Below are 16,037 nucleotides of genomic sequence, written 5' to 3'. Positions count from 1 at the left end.
TTCAGGTCGCCGGTCACGAGTAGGCCGGCGGTTGCGCGTCAGCCGCTTGCGGGAACAGCAGGGCTTTGACTTCGTCGCTCAGCATGTGCTGTACCTCGACCCATTGCACGAGACCCATGCCGTCGTTGGCGACCGGTCCAAGCCAGCGGGCATGCGGTGTGGCGATGCCGCTGTCGAGAAACTGCGCGCGCTCGATACGCCGCGTCTGCGTGGCGCGCTCCACGATCAGGCCGAGCAGACGCGCGGGCTCGCTGCCATTGTCTTGTGTGCCCGTTTGCGCCGCCGCGTCGTCCGGCCTGTAGCGGACCAGCACGAGGCGCGTCGAGCGAAGCTGGCGGGCGGGGCGTCCGAGCGCGAGTTGCGACACGTCGATCACGGGCACGGCCTCGCCATGCCGCTCGAACATCCCGGCGACCCACGCCGGTGCGCCCGGAATCGACTTGGTGGGTGCGAGCGCCAGCACCTCGGCGATCGCCGCCGCATCAAGCGCGTAGCGGTCGCCGTCCAGATCGAACAGGAGGAAGAGCATCGCGATGGCCCGTGTTTAGCGTGACGCGTACGTCACGCGTCGATCTTGAAGCGCGACACGCCGGTGCGCAACTGATTGGCGACCAGCGTGAGGTCGTCGATTGCCTGCGACGACTGGCGCAGCGACTCCGCCGTCTGCTGGGCCGCCTCGGACAGTTGCGAGAGCGCCTGGGTAATCTGCTCGGCGCTGGTGGCTTGCGTCTGCATGCCTTCGTTGACCAGTTGGAAGCGCGGCGCGAGCGTCTGCACTTCATTGATGATCTGCGAAAGCTGGCCGCCCACCTGCTGCACGTCGCGCATGCCGCGGCGCACTTCTTCGGAGAACTTATCCATGCCCATCACGCCGGCGGATACCGCCGACTGGATTTCCTTGACGGTCTGCTCGATGTCGTAGGTCGCCACGGCGGTCTGGTCCGCGAGACGGCGGATTTCGGTGGCGACCACGGCGAACCCGCGACCGTATTCGCCGGCCTTTTCAGCTTCGATGGCGGCGTTCAGCGACAACAGGTTGGTCTGATCGGCCACCTTGGTGATGGTGGCGACTACCTGATTGATATTGACGGCTTTCTCGTTGAGGATCGACAGCTTGGCGTTGACCGAGCCGGCTGCTTCCATCACGCTGCGCATCGTGTCTTCCATGCGCGTGAGGCCGCTTTGGCTCGCGCCCGCCAGCGTGGCCGACTGTTCGGCGACGCCCGCCACTTCGTTCATGGTGCGCAGCAGATCGCGCGAGGTAGCGAAGATTTCGCGGGACGTGGCGCCGATCTCTGTGGTGGTCGCCGCCGTTTCGCTCGCGGTGGCCTGCTGTTCCTTGGAGGTCGCGGCAATCTCCGTCACCGAGGTGGTCACCTGCAGCGAGGACTTTTGCGCTTGCGATACGAGGCTCGTCAATTCCTCGGCCATCCGGTTGAAGCCGTTCTCCAGCGTGCCGAATTCGTCGCTGCGGCGCAGGTTCAGCCGTTGCGCCAGATTGCCGGTACGCATGATGTCGAGCACTTCGACGAGCCGCGTCATCGGCACCGTGACTGCCTTGAATAGCGTGTAACCGGTGACGAGCGCGACCAGCAGCACGATCCCAAGTGCGGTGGCGAGCGTGACCTCGGTGCCGGTCACCGAGGAGCGGATCAACTCCGCCGAGTCGTCGGCCTGGGTGTGGTTTTCCGCGACCAGCACGTTGGCGTTGCGAATCACGCTGTTCCACGCGGGCGTCAACTGGATGAAGCTGGCTTGTGCCGCGGCCTTCGAACTGCGGGCCTGGCTCGCAGCGGTGTTGAAGAGCGCCAGATACTGGTCGTAGGCGGCCTTGAAGGTGTTGAAGCGTTCGCGGTCGTCGTCGCGAAACACCGTGCCCTGATAGTCGGCCGCGACCTTGTCGAAAGCGCGCTGCGCGTCCGGCAGGTGGTCGAGGTCGGCTGTCGTGCTGGCCGCGTCGGGATCGACGAAAACGGCCCGCTCGAGCGTCGCGTAGCCTTCGTTCGCGGCGGCGCGCAGCGCGGTGGCGTAGTAGAGGCCCGGCACCGAATCGTGGCGCAGGCTGAGCGCCTCGTCGTCGATGTTGCGCAGCCGCGTGTATGAAATCACGGCCATCGCGAGCATCAGCAGAAAGAGCGCGCCGAAGCTCAGCACGATACGTGCGCCGAGGGTAAGCCGGCCGCTGCTGAACATGCCCGACAGGTTTGCGTTGTTCGTGCGTGGCGTGACAGTGGCCATTTTCGATGTCTCTCTGACGGATTGATACAGGGGTGCTGCCGCAAAAGCAGCGTCACCCGATGGCACTCAGGCCAAGCATAGGACGCTACACCCCTGACGAGAAGGCCGGTCGGGGGAATAGTGGGGGTAAATTGTGCCAGATTAGGCCGTGCACGGGCATGTCGGCGTTCGCACGGCTCGAATTCCTCTCGCGGGTTTCCCCTGGATCGATCCTGCTTGACCATCCGGATTCGGCGCCTTAGATTCTGTACATGTTCCTACATGTTCTTTTATAGGTGTGCAAAAAGGAACAGGTGATCGCGCCCGCGATTTGCCCACCCGACATCGCTCATCATGAACATTCGCCTGCCGGCCGCTGTAATGCTGATTTGCCTTGCATCCGCCGCGCACGCGGACTCGAGCGTCACCCTGTATGGCATCCTGGACGAATTCGTCCAGGTGGTGAACACGGGCAGCGGCTATACCGGAGCGCTGGGTTCGTCTGGACAGTGGGCGAGCCGATTCGGCCTGCGCGGCACCGAGGATATTGGCGGCGGCAATCACATCAACTTCGATTTGCAGAATGGCTTTAATCCTAACGACGGTACGCTTGCCTCGCCGGGCAGCCTGTTCAATCGCGCCGCCTGGGTTGGCCTATCGGGAGGATGGGGCGAACTGCGCGCCGGCCGTCAGAACTCGCCGGTGTTCAACGACCAGGGCGGCCTCGACGCGTTCGGCGCCTCGACCCAGGCGTCCGGTTTCAGCAACCTGATGACCTACACGGTGCGCACGAGCAACACGGTTTCATACACATCGCCGACGCTGGCCGGCTTGCAGTTCAGCCTCTACACGGGTCTCGGCGATGCGGGCGGGTTCCGCTCGCCGGGTTCGAGCTATCAGGGTGATGTCACGTACTCGCATGGACCGGTCGCGGCCGTGTTCGCCGCGCAAGCGGTGAAGAGTGCGGACGGCAGCGCGACGGACCGGACCGAGGAGGCGGGGCTGTCGTATCAGATCGGCAAGACGACGCTTTACGCAGGGTGGAGCGGTTCGAAGTGGGCCGATATCGATCTGGATGTGAACGTGTACGGCGCATCGGCGCTGTATCAGTTCACGCCGTCGAGCGCCCTCGCATTCGGCTATACCTATCTGCACGACGAGACGGGACAGGGCAACAACGCGAGCCAGGTGGCCGCGCTCTACACGTATACGCTCTCCCGACGCACCACGGTGTACAGCGCGTTGTCGTTCCTGCAAAACCGTGGTCAGGCGGAATACCGGCTGGCGGGCTCGGCCAATGCCGGACTGCCGCTTGCGTACCCCGGCGCGGATGCGCGTGGGTTTCAGTTGGGCATCGTGCAGCGTTTTTGAGGAAAACATGTGCATACTTGTGCTTTTCGAATGAAGGCCCGGCCGCTGCGATGGCCGGGCCCTCCCAGGCACAGGAGCCGCAAGATGGTGAAACGGGCAGTGAAGAGCGCGGAAGTCGGGCGCTCGAAGGCGCATATGGTGGCCGCCACGATCGAGCAGGAGATTCTGAGCGGACGCCTGCCGTTCGGTCAGCAACTGGAAAGCGAGCACGAACTGGTCGAGCGCTTCGCGGTGAGCCGCAACACCGTGCGCAAGGGGCTCGACCTGCTGACGAACGGCGGGCTGATTACGCGCAAAGGCGGCATCGGGTCGTTCGTGACGTTCAACGGCCAGACGATCGACGGCACGCTTGGCTGGACCACGGCGATCGAACAGGCGGAGGGTGGGGCGCAGACCCGCCTGCTGCAGATTGCGCTGGTCGAAGACGAGACGCTTGCGCAGGAACTGAAGCTCAAGCGTTCGACGTTTGTGGCGATCGACCGCATGCGCGTTATCGGCGCCGAGGCGCAATGCATCTCGCTCGAGCGCAGCCGTCTGCCGTTCAGCGAAGAGCTGGCTGCGCTGCCGTTGCAAGGACTGGTAGGCGGATCGTTGAACCGCACGCTGATCGAGCACGGCATGGTGCCGCATCACGGCGAGCAGTGGGCCGAAGTGGTCGGGCTCGATGCGGCCGATGCGCGCCTGCTCAAGCGTCGCGCCGGCACATCGTTTCTGCGTTCGCGACGGCTCACGCGCGACCGTGACGACCGCATCATCGAGTACGTCGTGAGCTTGCTGGATCCGGCGTTTTTTGCACTACATCTGGAATTCTGATGTCTTCGTTTTCGCATTTGACTCACCCCGAATGGACGGATCGTGCGCGTGGCGCGTTTTATGGCCTTGCCCTCGGTGACGCGTATGGCATGCCGACGCAGTCGCTCAGCCGCGAGCGGATCGCCGAACAGTTTGGACGCATCGACAAGCTGGAGAGCGCGTTCGCCGACCAGCCTATCGCCCCGAATCTGCCGGCCGGCTCGATTACCGACGACACCGAGCAGGCGGTGCTGGTTGCCGAGCTTCTGGTGGAGGGGGACGGCACGATCGAGCCGAAGGCGTTCGCGCATGCGTTGATGGAGTGGGAGGCGTCGATGAAGGCGCGCGGCTCGCTCGACCTGCTGGGTCCCTCCACCAAACAGGCGATCGAGCGCATCGCCGCTGGTGAAAATCCGTTGCGCACAGGGCGCTTCGGCACCACCAACGGCGCGGCGATGCGTGTGACGCCGGTGGGGATTGCGTTCGATCTGAGGCAGCGAGAGGCGTTTATCGATGCTGTGTTGCAGTCGTGTGTCGTCACGCACCACACCACGCTCGGTATTGCGAGCGCGGCGGCGGTGGCCGCCGCGGTGTCGGCGGGCGTGAACGGCGCGAGCCTGGCTGCGGCACTCGAAGCGGGGATCGACATGGCGGAGCAGGCGGCGAGCCGTGGCTTCTGGGTGGCGGGAGGAAGGATCGCGCCGCGTCTGCGCCATGCGCGAGAGTTGATCCGCGGCTGTGCGGAACACGACGTCGCGGAGTTGATTTACGACGTGATCGGCACCTCGGTTGCGTCGCAGGAATCGGTGGTCGCCACCTTCGCGCTCGCGTTCGACGCCGAGCGGCGTGGCGGCTCGATCGAGGCCGCATTGGGCGCGGCCGCGAGTCTGGGCGGCGATACCGACACGATCGCGGCAATGCTCGGCGCGATTCTCGGCGCGTGCTCGGGTTATGACGCGTTGCCGGCCGGACCTGTGGCGACGATTCGACGCGTGAACGCGCTCGATCTCGATCCGCTGGTCGACCGTTTGCTTGGATTGCGCGCCCGCACCGACTGAGGCGCAGGTCCGTTCCGGTAGTTTCCTTCAATCTGGAGATTCGACTCAGATGGCTTCGTCACGCCCGTCAAACAGTGCTCGCCAAGTCGAGACGCGCGGTATCGAACCGGTACCGCCCAGCGAATGCCATGGACATCCGCGCCAGCTCTTCTGGGTCTGGTTCGCGGCCAATATCAGCATTCTCGCTCTGCCGCTCGGCGCAACCCTCGTCGCTTTCCAGCATCTTGCGATCTGGCAGGCGGCACTGGTGGCGATCGTCGGCGCGGCGGGATCGTTCGCGATTGTCGGCGTGATCTCGATTGCCGGACGGCGCGGTCATGCGCCGAGCCTGACCCTGTCGCGAGCGATTTTCGGGGTACGCGGCAACATTGGCCCGACCATCGTCTCGCTGCTGTCGCGGCTCGGCTGGGAGACGGTCAATACGACCACTGCCGCCTACGTGCTCCTCTCGCTCGCAACCATCCTGTTTGGCACGCCTGCGCAAGCCAGCCAGGCGCCGGTGCTCACGCTCGTGTTCATTGCCGTGTTCGTCGTGCTGACGTTGATCGTCTCAGGCTTCGGCCATGCCACCCTGCTGGTGATCCAGAAGTGGTCCACCTATGTGTTTGGGGTGCTGAATCTGGTGGTGGCCGGTTTTCTCGCGACGCGCATCGACTGGCATGCCGTGTTCCAGGTCGCACCGGCGCCGGCGAGCGCGGTCGTGATCGGCATCGGCACGATTGCCGCGGGCACCGGAATCGGCTGGGCCAATGCGGGTGCAGACATGTCGCGCTATCAGGCGCCGTCGGTCAAAGGTCCGGCTCTGGTGGCCTCGGCGGCATTCGGCGCAGGCATTCCGCTGATTCTGCTGGTCACGCTCGGCGCGTTGCTGGCGGTCGGCAACGATCAGCTCGCCTCGACCTCCGATCCGATTGCCGCAATTCGCGACATGTTGCCCACGTGGATGGCGATTCCTTATCTGATCACGGCGTTCGGTGGCCTGTTGCTGTCCAATTACCTGTCGGTCTATTCGGCGGGCTTGACGACGCTGACGCTGGGCCTGAAAGTCAGGCGGGTCCAGGCGGTGGTGGTGGACGTGGTGGTGATATTCAGCGGCTCGATCTACTTCATGCTGATTGCCGGCAGCTTTTACGGTCCGTTTATCGGTTTTATCTCGCTGCTGGCGGTGCCGATTACGGCTTGGGTCGGCATCTTTGTAGTCGATCTGATTCATCGTCAGGAGTACTCGGCAACCGATCTGCTGGATGTCTCGCCGGGTAGCGCATACTGGTATAAAGGCGGCATCGAGTGGCGCGCATTGAGTGCGTGGGCGCTCGCCATCGTGCTCGGATTCTGCTTCCTGTCGACCGGCGCGATTCATGGCGTATTCGCTAATTCATGGCTCGGCCGCAATGGTCTCGGCTGGATTGTCACTTTCGTGATCGCAGCAGGCGTGTATGCAGGCCTGGGCGGCGCACGCCATTCGGCAAAAAACTGGAAGACAGCATGATTCAGGCAGTTCCCGCAAAAGTATCCCGATTGATTCATACGGGCCAGGTCATCGTCGATCTCGTCATGCAGATCGAGGCGTTGCCTGCGCCTGGGGGCGACGTGCTTGCCGCCAACGCGTGTTTCGAAGCAGGCGGCGGCTTCAATGTGATCGCCGCGGCACGTCGCAGTCACATGCGTGTGGTGTATGCAGGCGGTCATGGCAGCGGGCGTTTCGGCGACGTGGCGCGTGCGGCGCTCGAGAAAGAAGGCGTGGAGATTGCCGGTCCGCAAGTGACGGGCGAGGACACGGGCCTATGTGTGGCGCTCGTCGACGCGCGGGCTGAACGTACCTTCGTCTCGCATATCGGCGCGGAAGGTGTACTTGAACGGAGTGTGCTGGACGGGCTGCAGGTGACGCAGGACGATATCGTCTATGTGAGCGGCTATAGCCTGATGCTCGCGGATAAGGCCACGGTGCTGCTCGCGTGGCTGGAGCAGTTACCTGCAGGGACGCGCGTTGCGTTCGATCCGGGTCCGCTCGTCGACGCCATTGACGCCATGCTGCTCGAGCGTGTGTTGTCCCGCGTATCGATCTGGACAAGCAACCGCGTGGAAGCGTTGCGTTTCGCCAGGACGGACGACCTCGACGCGGCGTTCGACTCAATCGCCGCCCGCTTGCCAACCGATGCACTGACGGTGGTGCGCGATGGCGAGCGCGGGTGTGAGATACGCGTGACAGCGCAGCGCGATCATGTGCCGGGTTTCAGGGTGAACGCGGTCGACACCAACGGCGCCGGCGACGCCCACACCGGTGTATTCCTCGCCATGCTGGCGAGTGGCGCGGATGCGCACACAGCGGCTATGCGTGCGAACGCAGCGGCGGCGCTGGCCGTGACGCGCCATGGTCCGGCGACAGCTCCGGATGCCAACGAGATTGACGTCTTTCTGGACTCGCGTCGCTGATTCGTCCCTCCGCACACGCTTCCCACTCGCTCTGAACCCCGCGCCCTTGCCTAACCCCAAATTGCCTTGGGGATGAGGCGGGGCGCGTCGTCATTGGTCAAATGATTCGGATAGGATAATCATTCAATTCGGATAATTATTAATAATTTCAACCTGATTAATGTTATCCAAAACGCACCATTATTTAACTGATGTCAAATCTTTATTGACCCCTTGTCAGGAGGGGCGAATCCATTAAGATTCGCATTACAAAAAATTACTGGCTTCGGGGATAAGTGTCGATGGAGAGCGTGTATCTCACGTTATCCAGACCGTTTTGTTCGCCCAGCACTACCGTGCTGGTCAGCAGGTGGCCGCTTGTTCTCACGAGGAGGCATTATGCCAACACAGGCACCGTCTTGGGTCGCACGCTTTTCCGGCGCGACACGTCGTTTCTCGGTTTTATCGCTGATTGGTTTATCTTCCACCGGTTTGTTAGCCTCGGCAGCGAATGCCCAGGCTAATTCACAAGACTGGGTTTCTACCCGGACGCACGCATTTATTACCTCGCCACCCAATAATCCGGTAAATGGTGCATTGGTGACGCCGCAGGCGGCCACCAACGCCACCAGCGAGGTGCCCGCCAATAAACCGGTACACGTCGTTATCACGCTTAAACTGCGCAACCAGCAGAATCTTGAGACGTTTATCCGGCAGGTCAATCAGCCGGGCAGCCCGAATTTCCGTCAATATCTGACGCCCGACCAGATCCTCTCCACCTATGCGCCTACCGACACCCAGGTGGCCGCGGTCCAGCAATATCTGACCCAGGCGGGTTTCACCAACGTCCAGGTGGCGAAGAACCGCATGCTGGTGACGGCCGACGGCACTGCAGCCACGACCCGGGCGGCGTTCAACACGAGCCTCGTGCAGTTCAACGACGCCGGCCGGCAGGTTTATGCCAACTCTGGCGACGCGCAGGTGCCCGCCGCCCTGAGCGAGGTCGTCGACGCGGTGCTGGGCTTGCAGAATGTCGTGACCGCGCACACCAACTATCACCTGGCTCAGCCGGGACAACCCGCGCAGTCTGCGCAAGCGGCGGCAAGCATTGCAGCGGACGCGAGCAAGAAGAGTGCGGCGAGGGCGATCCTGACCGGCCACAACCCGGTCGAGTTTTCCACGCTTTACGACGCCGGCAGCACGCCGACGGCCGCAAGCACCACGATCGGCATAATTTCCGAGGGCGATCTTTCGCAGACCTTATCAGATCTGCAGACCTTCACGAGCAACAACTCGCTCGGCACGGTGCAGACCAACGTCGTGCAAACCGGCCCGTCCGGCAGCGACTATAGCGATACGTCGGGCACGGTGGAATGGAACCTCGACAGCCAGTCGATCGTCGGCGCCGCGGGTGGGGCCGTCAATCAGTTGATGTTCTACGATGCGCCCTCGATGAATCTGGGCGACATCACGGCGGCCTACAACCAGGCGGTCTCCGACAATGTCGCCAAGGTGATCAACGTCTCGCTCGGCGTGTGCGAGGCGAGTGCCCAGCAAGGCGGCTCGCAGTCGGCCGACGACGCAATCTTCAAGGTGGCGATGGCGCAGGGGCAGACCTTCTCGGTCTCGGCCGGCGACCATGGCGTGTACGAGTGCGAGAACGGCGTGCCGCCGTCCAACCTGAGCAGCTATAGCGTCAGCGAACCGGCAACCTCGCCTTATGTCATCTCGGTAGGCGGGACCTCGCTCTACACCAAGGGCAGCCAGTACGACCACGAAAGCGTCTGGAACTCGGGGCTCGATAACACCGGCGCGCTGTGGGCGACGGGCGGCGGTATCAGCCAGTACGAGGCCGCGCCAAGCTGGCAATCCGCCGTCACCGGCAATCAGTCGCGCACCGTCCCGGATATCGGCTTCGATGCGGACAGCGCCAGCGGGGCCATCCTCGTCTACCAGGGACAAACGGTCGGCACGATCCCCGGTTATGGTCCGACCGATCCGAACGTCATCGGCGGCACGAGTCTCGCTGCACCGATTTTCTCCGGCATCTGGGCGCGCGTGCAGTCGGCCAATAACAACGGCCTGGCGTTTCCCGCCGCGACGATCTATAGCGACGTCCCCACCGATCCGAGCCTCGTCCACAGCGTCCTGACCGGCAACAACGGCATCACGCAAGGCGGCGTCACGTATGGCTACAGCGCCACGCAGGGCTTCGACTTCGACACCGGCTGGGGCAGTTTCAGCATCGCGAGGCTGAACAGCGACTTCGGTTCTACACCCTCTATCGCGTCGGGTAACGGCACGGCCGGCAGCAGCAGCGACAGCGGCGGGGGGGCGGCGAACCTCTTCAGCCTGCTTGCCAGCTTCTTCAACGGCCTGTGGTCGATGCTGTCCGGGTCAACCGCGACGGCCTGATTCTGCGGCGCCCGTCCGGCTGCTTCGGCCGGACGGCAACACCGTCTCGTGGGTCCATCCCTCAAGGTCTAACTGTGTCGACTCCCTGGTATCCACTGCTTTGCAGTGCTTACCAGGGGGCGTCGTCGTATCGAAGTGTTGTTCCGCATCACCATAACCAGGATAAAAATGAAAGAGATAACTCGTGGAGTGCCTGCCGCCTGGGCGGTTCAGGTCCGGCGCAGCGCGCAAGCGCCGCTGGCCGTTGCGATTCTTGCCCTTGCGGGTTGCGGCGGCAGCGTCAACAGTAATAGCAGCAGCGCGACGCCGACCCAGGCCGACCAGCAACTGACCGACCCCATCGCTTATTCCGCAAAGGCCGGCGACAGCCTGAGCGCGGCGCAGGTGTCGGAGAAGGCGGCGGTGGTGCATCACCAATGGAGCAGCGGCGGCACGACCGTCAACTACACGACGACCACCGGTCACCTGAGCGCGTCGGATCCGAACGGCAACCCGCAGGCGACGATGTCGTATGTCGCGTACACGGCGCCGTCCACCAACGGCACGCCACGGCCTGTCACGTTCTTCTATAACGGCGGTCCGGGTTCGTCGTCGGTGTGGCTGCGGCTCGGTTCGTTTGCACCGACCCGCGTCGCGACGCCCGACCCGCAACTGACCAACTGGCCCAATTTCCCGCTGGTCGACAATCCGGAAAGCCTGATCGACACCACCGACATGGTGTTCATCGATCCCCCGGGCACGGGTCTCTCCGAAGCAATCCAGCCGAACACGAACCAGACCTTCTGGGGCGCGGATCCCGACGTGCGGGTGATGCGCGATTTCATCCAGCGCTATCTGACGGTGAACAATCGCAGCAGTTCGCCGATCTATCTATACGGCGAATCGTACGGCACACCGCGCACCGACATGCTGGCGCTTTCGCTGGAGTCGGCCGGTGTGCATCTGACCGGCATCGTGCTGCAGTCGTCGATTCTGAATTACTTCGCGGATGTGGGCGAAACCAACGCGATCACCAACAACAACGCCGCCGACTATCCGACCGAGCTCAAGTACAGCACGGATTCGATGATCGGCTACTTCGTGAGCTTCGCACAGGTGGCCGCGTACTTCGATCAGGTCTCGCCGGCGCTGACCAATCTGGGCGCGTACGCGCAGCAGATCCAGAACTTCGTGACCACGCAGTATGCGTCGCTGACCCAATACGGTCCTACGAATAACTTCGCCGGCACGCCGGTGCTGACGACGCCGCCCGTGTTCCCGAGCAACAACACGATTGCCTCGTGGTCGAGCCTCACGAGCCTGTCGCCGCAGGCGCTGAATGCGTATTTCGGCAATGCGTACTATGGGACCGCGCTGGTGCCGGGCTCGACCATTGGCCGCTACGATGGCCGCGTCTCGCTACCGAGCAGCGATCCGCGCCTGCAGGCGGATTCGGATCCGTCGGACATCCTTATCTCGCAGCCGTTCACCACGGCGCTCGCTACGCAGATGCCGTCGTATCTCGGCTACAGCGCACCGAACGCGACGTTCCAGACGTTGAATAACGACATCATCGGCGCATGGGACTTCAGCCATGACGGGCAGGCCGTGCCGGATACGATCCCCGACCTGCTGGCGGCGCTCACGCTCAATCCGCAACTGAAGGTGCTCTCGGAGAACGGCTATCACGATCTCGCGACGCCGTATTTCATCACCGAAAACCAGTTGGCGCGACTGCAGACCGTGTCCGGTCTGAACGCGAACCTGCAGGTGACGTTCTATCCCGGCGGCCACATGATCTATCTGGACAACACCGCCCGGCCGCAGATGAAAGCGGACCTGAAGTCGTATTTTGCGGGCTCGCCGATTCCGGCCGCGCTCTCGCTCGCCAACCTGCCAGCCGCATGGTCCGACGAAACGCCTGCGGGCACGCCGACATTTGCCGCGATGAAGGTCGCCCCTTAAACACCTTGCGAGGCGGCGGCCGGCCATTGGCTGACGCCTCGCTCTTTTTGCGAGTCATGTCATGCGTATTATTCCTGTCTTGCGGTACGTCGCTTTGGCGACGCTTCTGTGTGCGCTCACCGTGAGCGCGCAGGCCGAGTCGGTACAGTCGGTGTCCTCGGCCGTGCCGGCGCACGGCGGAGGCGTCGACGGTCCGTTCTTTCCGCGCGCTCGCAGCGCGCCGCCTGCGCCCACCACGGGCGCCGCGTTGCAGCAGCAGGCGCAACAGCGTCTTGCGACCAGCCTGGGTGCGGAGGGCGCATTGAGCAACGGCGCCGCGATCACGAAGAGCCAGGCGCAAACGGGCGGCCTCGGTTACGTGGCCGCGCACTTCGATCAGATCGACTCGGCGCGCAGCGGCACCGTGACCATGAAGGAGGTCCAGCAGTATCTGCAGCAGAAGTAAACGGTCTTAGCTTTGCGGTGGATTTGGATCGTTGTATAACTTGGTAACGGCGGGAGGCGAGCTCGTCGAGAATGAGAGTTCGCCTCCCATGCAACGTAACCTCCATCCCAGAGCCACCCAAGATGACCCGCGACGCGCAAGCAGCCAATCCCATCCGCAGTGAAATCGATCTGGATTCGAGCGGCAAACACACTGGCTATCTGCGGCTGCCTCATTCGGTCCACCGCTCGGCGTATGGCTGGATCCCGATTCCGATTGCGTCGGTCCGCAACGGCGACGGGCCGGTGGTGCTGATCATGGCCGGCAATCATGGGGACGAGTACGAGGGGCAGGTGATCGTCTCGCAACTGATCCGCGAGATCGAGCCGCACATGCTCAGCGGACAACTGATCCTGCTGCCGATGGCCAACTTCCCGGCCGCAGAGGCGGGCCTGCGCACCTCGCCGCTCGACGGCGGCAATCTGAACCGCACGTTCCCGGGCAATCCGGCCGGCACGCCGACCGAACTGATTGCCGATTACATCGAGCATACGCTGCTCGCCCGCGCGGACTATCTGGTCGACCTGCATTCGGGCGGCAGTTCGTTGCTGTATCACGGGGCCAACATGCTGGCGATCGAGCCGCGCGATGCCGAGGAGGACGCGCGGTTGCGCGCGCTGCTGGCTGCGTTCGGTTTGCCTAACGCGTTTCTGCATCCCGAGAATCCGGTTCATGCGGCGACCGCCGCGCGGCGCCAGGGCGCGATCTCGATCCTCACCGAACTGGGCGGCGGCGGAGTGGTGCAGGCGAAACTGTTGCGCGAGGGGCGCCAGGGACTGCTGCATCTGCTGGGCTTCATTGGGCTGCTGCATGGCGCGCTCGTGCCGGACAGCGCTCCGGCTGCCACCCGCTTCATGCGCGTTTCAGGCTCGCGCCATTATGTCTACGCTTATGACCGCGGTTTATACGAACCACTGGTGGAGCTGGGCGAGCAGGTCGTCGAAGGGCAGGCGGCTGCGCGTATCCATTTTCCCGAAACGCCTTTGCGCGAACCCGTCACGCTGCATTTCACCGGCGCCGGGGAGGTCGTCTGCAAACGCGTGCCTGCATTGGTGCAGCGGGGCGATTGCCTCTATCATCTGGCCGAACCGGCGGGGCAATAACGCGGCATTAAATTTCGCGATCCTTATAAACAAAAAGGGGCGGGTGCTGTTGTCAGCACCCGCCCCAGCTTTTTAACCCGCCGCGCGCTTACCGCTTACACGTCCAGGCGAGACTTAGTGGCTTGCCCCATCCCACGCCGGCAGCGTCGCACCATGATAGACGCTGAGAATTTCAGCGGCCACGTTAGGCTGCTGATAGCTCTGAACCAGCGCGTGGACCCACGGCGCGTTCGCATCCTTTGCATTGACGGCGAGGAAGTTGCGATACGGATTGCCGTTCACCTGTTCCTGCGCGATACGTTCTTGCGGAATCTTGATGCCGGCCTTGATAGCCCAGTCCGTGTTGATCACGGCGGCGTCCACATCGCCGATCGCACGGCCCACGATACCCGCGTCGAGTTCCTTGATATGGATGTGCTTCGGATTGTCCGCGATATCGCGCGCGGTCGGCAGCAGGCCGACGTCGGCGCGCAGCGTGATCAGATGCTGGGCTTGCAGCAACAGCAGCGAGCGTCCTTCGTTACTCGGATCGTTCGGCACGGCGACCGTGGCGCCATCCGGCAGATCGGCCACTGACTTCACCTTGCGCGAATAGAGGCCAATCGGCTGCACATAGGTAAAGCCCACCGGCACGATCGTGTAGCCGCGCGCCTTGATCTGCGCGTCGAGATACGGCTTGTGCTGGAACGAATTGGCGTCGAGGTCGTGTTCCGAGAGCGCCTCATTGGGCTGCGTGTAGTCGGAGAACGTCGTGATCTTGATGGCGAGGCCCTGCTTGGCGGCGTTCGCGGCCACGACGCGCCACACGTCCTCATCTTCGCCGGACATGATGCCGACGCGCAGGGTTTGCGGAGCCGCCAGCGCGAGTTGCGAGGTGGCGACGCCCAGACCGAACACAACGGTGGCCAGCGCGGTTTTCAGCAGGTTTCTTTTATTCATGATGCACGGTAGCCGTGTAGTGGATGATGGCCGCATCCTATGTAATGAGGAAGGGGGCTGGCAAATACTTTTCCGTTGGTTGCTAAATCCGCTGAGGCATATATGGAAAGCGCCAACCCGCGCTATCCACAACCGGATATTTGCTTACCTCGAAAGATCATTTCGATGCCTCAGGCATGACGCGTAAGATTTTCGACTCCATGGGAAACGGGAGCAGTGTGTCCGGGCAAACGAACGTTGCGCGGCGCGTGGCACCCGTTGTACCCAACCCGATGCTCACCAACTCACGACGTTGGCCCAACCTGAGGCTGACGCGACCCGTCAAACATGGACACGCTACGATGAACCACTCGACACGCCGGGGCCGCCGGACCTTCCTTGCCGCCTTGGGCGCGACGCTGGCCGGCACCGCACTGCCGGCATGGGCCAAGTTCCAGCCCGATCAGTTCAGGATCGGCTACCAGAAGTCCGCCACCACGCTCTTGCTGTTGAAGGCACACGGCACGCTGGAAAAGCGGCTCGCGCCGCTAGGCATCAAGGTCTCGTGGAACGAATTTACGGCCGGCCCGCAATTGCTGGAGGGCCTGAACGTCGGCGCGATCGATTTCGGCTATGTCGGCGAGGCGCCGCCCGTGTTCGCGCAGGCCGCAGGGGCGGACTTCGTCTATACCGCGTATGAACTTCCGGCGCCTCGCGCGGAAGGCGTGGTCGTCGCGAAGAACTCGCCTATCAAGACGGTGGCGGATCTGAAGGGCAAGAAGGTGGCGTTCAACCGCGGCTCCGACGTGCACTGGTTCATCGTCGCGCTGTTGCGCAAGAACGGTCTCGACTTCGGCGATATCCAGCCGGTCTATCTGGCGCCTGCCGATGCGCGTGCCGCTCTCGAGCAAGGCGCAATCGACGCCTGGGCGATCTGGGATCCGTTCCTCGCCGCTGCGCAGGCGCAGAGCGGCGCGCGCCTGCTGGCCGATGCGCAAGGCGTCGCCAGTCACCACGAGTTCTTTCTGAGTCAGCGTGAGTTTGCGCAAAAGCGTCAGAACGTGGTCGCCATCGTCATGGAAGAGTTGAACAGGCAAGGGCAGTGGGTCAAGCAGAACACGGCTGCTGCGGCCGCGGAACTCGCGCCCCTTCAGGGGCTCGACGTGTCGATCATCCAGACCAGTCTTGAGCATTACTCACACGTCTACAAGCCGATCGACGCCGAGGTGCTCGCCGAACAGCAGCGAATCGCGGATACGTTCTACGAACTGAAGCTGATTCCGCGCAAGATCGTCACGAAGGACGCGACGCTCGCGTAAGCGG

Annotated in this window: 13 protein-coding genes; 10 read left to right on the top strand and 3 right to left on the bottom strand. The window is 63.2% G+C overall.

Annotation, left to right across the window (positions count from 1 at the left end; translation table 11 throughout):
* Positions 1–13 precede the first annotated feature (13 nt).
* Positions 14–529, bottom strand: a complete 516-nt coding sequence (locus P3T42_RS11020) for a chemotaxis protein CheW (RefSeq protein WP_429306050.1) — start codon at positions 527–529, stop codon at positions 14–16.
* A 32-nt stretch (positions 530–561) separates the two neighbouring features.
* Positions 562–2,238: a methyl-accepting chemotaxis protein gene (locus P3T42_RS11015; protein WP_074295298.1), complete on the bottom strand. Its 1,677-nt coding sequence runs from the start codon at positions 2,236–2,238 to the stop codon at positions 562–564.
* Positions 2,239–2,571: 333 nt separating this feature from the next.
* On the opposite strand from P3T42_RS11015, the gene P3T42_RS11010 reads away from it, so the two are divergent.
* The 9 genes from P3T42_RS11010 (at position 2,572) to P3T42_RS10970 (ending at position 13,796) form a co-directional block, all read left to right on the top strand.
* Entirely contained in the window at positions 2,572–3,588 is a 1,017-nt protein-coding gene (locus tag P3T42_RS11010) for a porin (protein ID WP_429306049.1), read from the top strand.
* Between the two features lie 84 nt (positions 3,589–3,672).
* The gene (locus P3T42_RS11005) at positions 3,673–4,401 is read left to right on the top strand and encodes a GntR family transcriptional regulator (RefSeq protein ID WP_074295300.1); all 729 of its coding nucleotides are present in this window, start codon (positions 3,673–3,675) and stop codon (positions 4,399–4,401) included.
* Positions 4,401–5,438 carry an ADP-ribosylglycohydrolase family protein gene (locus P3T42_RS11000; RefSeq protein ID WP_074295301.1) on the top strand — a complete coding sequence of 346 codons (1,038 nt, stop codon included), beginning with the start codon at positions 4,401–4,403 and terminating at the stop codon, positions 5,436–5,438. Before P3T42_RS11005 ends, P3T42_RS11000 begins: the two co-directional genes overlap by 1 nt.
* A gap of 49 nt (positions 5,439–5,487) precedes the next feature.
* The gene (locus P3T42_RS10995) at positions 5,488–6,927 is read left to right on the top strand and encodes a purine-cytosine permease family protein (protein ID WP_429306048.1); all 1,440 of its coding nucleotides are present in this window, start codon (positions 5,488–5,490) and stop codon (positions 6,925–6,927) included.
* A complete protein-coding gene (locus P3T42_RS10990; RefSeq protein WP_074295303.1) occupies positions 6,924–7,871 on the top strand; it encodes a PfkB family carbohydrate kinase in 948 nt (315 codons plus the stop codon). The genes P3T42_RS10995 and P3T42_RS10990 overlap by 4 nt, the downstream gene beginning before the upstream one ends.
* Positions 7,872–8,249: 378 nt before the next feature.
* The gene (locus tag P3T42_RS10985; RefSeq protein WP_429306047.1) at positions 8,250–10,265 is read left to right on the top strand and encodes a S53 family peptidase; all 2,016 of its coding nucleotides are present in this window, start codon (positions 8,250–8,252) and stop codon (positions 10,263–10,265) included.
* 168 nt (positions 10,266–10,433) lie between these two features.
* Entirely contained in the window at positions 10,434–12,209 is a 1,776-nt protein-coding gene (locus P3T42_RS10980) for a S10 family serine carboxypeptidase-like protein (RefSeq protein WP_429306046.1), read from the top strand.
* A gap of 61 nt (positions 12,210–12,270) precedes the next feature.
* On the top strand, positions 12,271–12,654 hold the full coding sequence (locus tag P3T42_RS10975; RefSeq protein ID WP_429306045.1) for a hypothetical protein: 384 nt from the start codon (positions 12,271–12,273) through the stop codon (positions 12,652–12,654).
* A gap of 122 nt (positions 12,655–12,776) precedes the next feature.
* Entirely contained in the window at positions 12,777–13,796 is a 1,020-nt protein-coding gene (locus P3T42_RS10970; RefSeq protein ID WP_074295307.1) for a succinylglutamate desuccinylase/aspartoacylase family protein, read from the top strand.
* Between the two features lie 114 nt (positions 13,797–13,910).
* On the opposite strand, the gene P3T42_RS10965 is transcribed toward P3T42_RS10970, so the two are convergent.
* Positions 13,911–14,735 (bottom strand): MetQ/NlpA family lipoprotein, encoded by an 825-nt coding sequence (locus P3T42_RS10965; protein WP_074295308.1) that lies wholly within the window; start codon positions 14,733–14,735, stop codon positions 13,911–13,913.
* A gap of 341 nt (positions 14,736–15,076) precedes the next feature.
* On the opposite strand from P3T42_RS10965, the gene P3T42_RS10960 reads away from it, so the two are divergent.
* Positions 15,077–16,033, top strand: a complete 957-nt coding sequence (locus P3T42_RS10960; protein ID WP_074295309.1) for a sulfonate ABC transporter substrate-binding protein — start codon at positions 15,077–15,079, stop codon at positions 16,031–16,033.
* Positions 16,034–16,037: the final 4 nt, after the last annotated feature.

Source organism: Paraburkholderia sp. GAS38, from assembly GCF_050434965.1.
In the GTDB taxonomy this organism is placed as follows: Bacteria; Pseudomonadota; Gammaproteobacteria; order Burkholderiales; family Burkholderiaceae; genus Paraburkholderia; species Paraburkholderia phenazinium_A.
This window is presented reverse-complemented; position numbering and strand designations above follow the sequence as displayed.

Coding starts and splice junctions, on each gene's coding strand:
- P3T42_RS11020 (WP_429306050.1), bottom strand. CDS start 529: ATGCTCTTCCTCCTGTTCGATCTGGACGGCGACCGCTACGCGCTTGAT.
- P3T42_RS11015 (WP_074295298.1), bottom strand. CDS start 2,238: ATGGCCACTGTCACGCCACGCACGAACAACGCAAACCTGTCGGGCATG.
- P3T42_RS11010 (WP_429306049.1), top strand. CDS start 2,572: ATGAACATTCGCCTGCCGGCCGCTGTAATGCTGATTTGCCTTGCATCC.
- P3T42_RS11005 (WP_074295300.1), top strand. CDS start 3,673: ATGGTGAAACGGGCAGTGAAGAGCGCGGAAGTCGGGCGCTCGAAGGCG.
- P3T42_RS11000 (WP_074295301.1), top strand. CDS start 4,401: ATGTCTTCGTTTTCGCATTTGACTCACCCCGAATGGACGGATCGTGCG.
- P3T42_RS10995 (WP_429306048.1), top strand. CDS start 5,488: ATGGCTTCGTCACGCCCGTCAAACAGTGCTCGCCAAGTCGAGACGCGC.
- P3T42_RS10990 (WP_074295303.1), top strand. CDS start 6,924: ATGATTCAGGCAGTTCCCGCAAAAGTATCCCGATTGATTCATACGGGC.
- P3T42_RS10985 (WP_429306047.1), top strand. CDS start 8,250: ATGCCAACACAGGCACCGTCTTGGGTCGCACGCTTTTCCGGCGCGACA.
- P3T42_RS10980 (WP_429306046.1), top strand. CDS start 10,434: ATGAAAGAGATAACTCGTGGAGTGCCTGCCGCCTGGGCGGTTCAGGTC.
- P3T42_RS10975 (WP_429306045.1), top strand. CDS start 12,271: ATGCGTATTATTCCTGTCTTGCGGTACGTCGCTTTGGCGACGCTTCTG.
- P3T42_RS10970 (WP_074295307.1), top strand. CDS start 12,777: ATGACCCGCGACGCGCAAGCAGCCAATCCCATCCGCAGTGAAATCGAT.
- P3T42_RS10965 (WP_074295308.1), bottom strand. CDS start 14,735: ATGAATAAAAGAAACCTGCTGAAAACCGCGCTGGCCACCGTTGTGTTC.
- P3T42_RS10960 (WP_074295309.1), top strand. CDS start 15,077: ATGAACCACTCGACACGCCGGGGCCGCCGGACCTTCCTTGCCGCCTTG.